The sequence below is a fragment of the Streptomyces sp. DH12 genome (assembly GCF_020873895.1).
GTDB lineage: Bacteria > Actinomycetota > Actinomycetes > Streptomycetales > Streptomycetaceae > Streptomyces.
Genome location: NZ_JAHWGT010001531.1, coordinates 1 through 401, shown reverse-complemented (window position 1 = coordinate 401; position 401 = coordinate 1). Strand labels below are relative to the sequence as shown.

At 77.3% G+C, this 401-nt stretch carries 1 pseudogene; it reads right to left on the bottom strand.

What is annotated here, in order from left to right:
* Window positions 1-400, bottom strand: a pseudogene (locus LPA54_RS40930) (hypothetical protein); the annotation flags it as partial.
* Between the last annotated feature and the right edge of the window lies 1 nt (window position 401).

Genomic DNA, 401 nt, shown 5'->3' with positions numbered 1-401 from the left:
CCAGGTCGACGCCGGCCCGGCTCGGCACGATCATCTGGGGCGCGTCCGCGCACAGCTCGACCTCGACCTTGACCCGCCTGCCGGTCTCCGGGTCGGTCTCCGAGCGCTCGGCCGCCTCCACGGCGTCCGCGAACCCGTCCAGGTACGGCAGGACCACGTCCGCGAGCTCGGCGAGGAACGCGAACCGCAGCTCGCGGTCGCGCGGCTGCGGCACCACCAGCAGCCGCGGCGCGTCCCGGTCGCAGCCCACCAGCGCGCCGAGCGGGGCGCCCGCCTCACCGGCGGTGTTGAGCGGCACGAACACCAGCGGCCGCTCGGCCAGATGCCGGTGCCGGACGGTCGCGGCGGGCTGCGCGCGGCCGGTGTCGACCGCCTCGCGCCGGGCGAGGGTGGAGATCAGC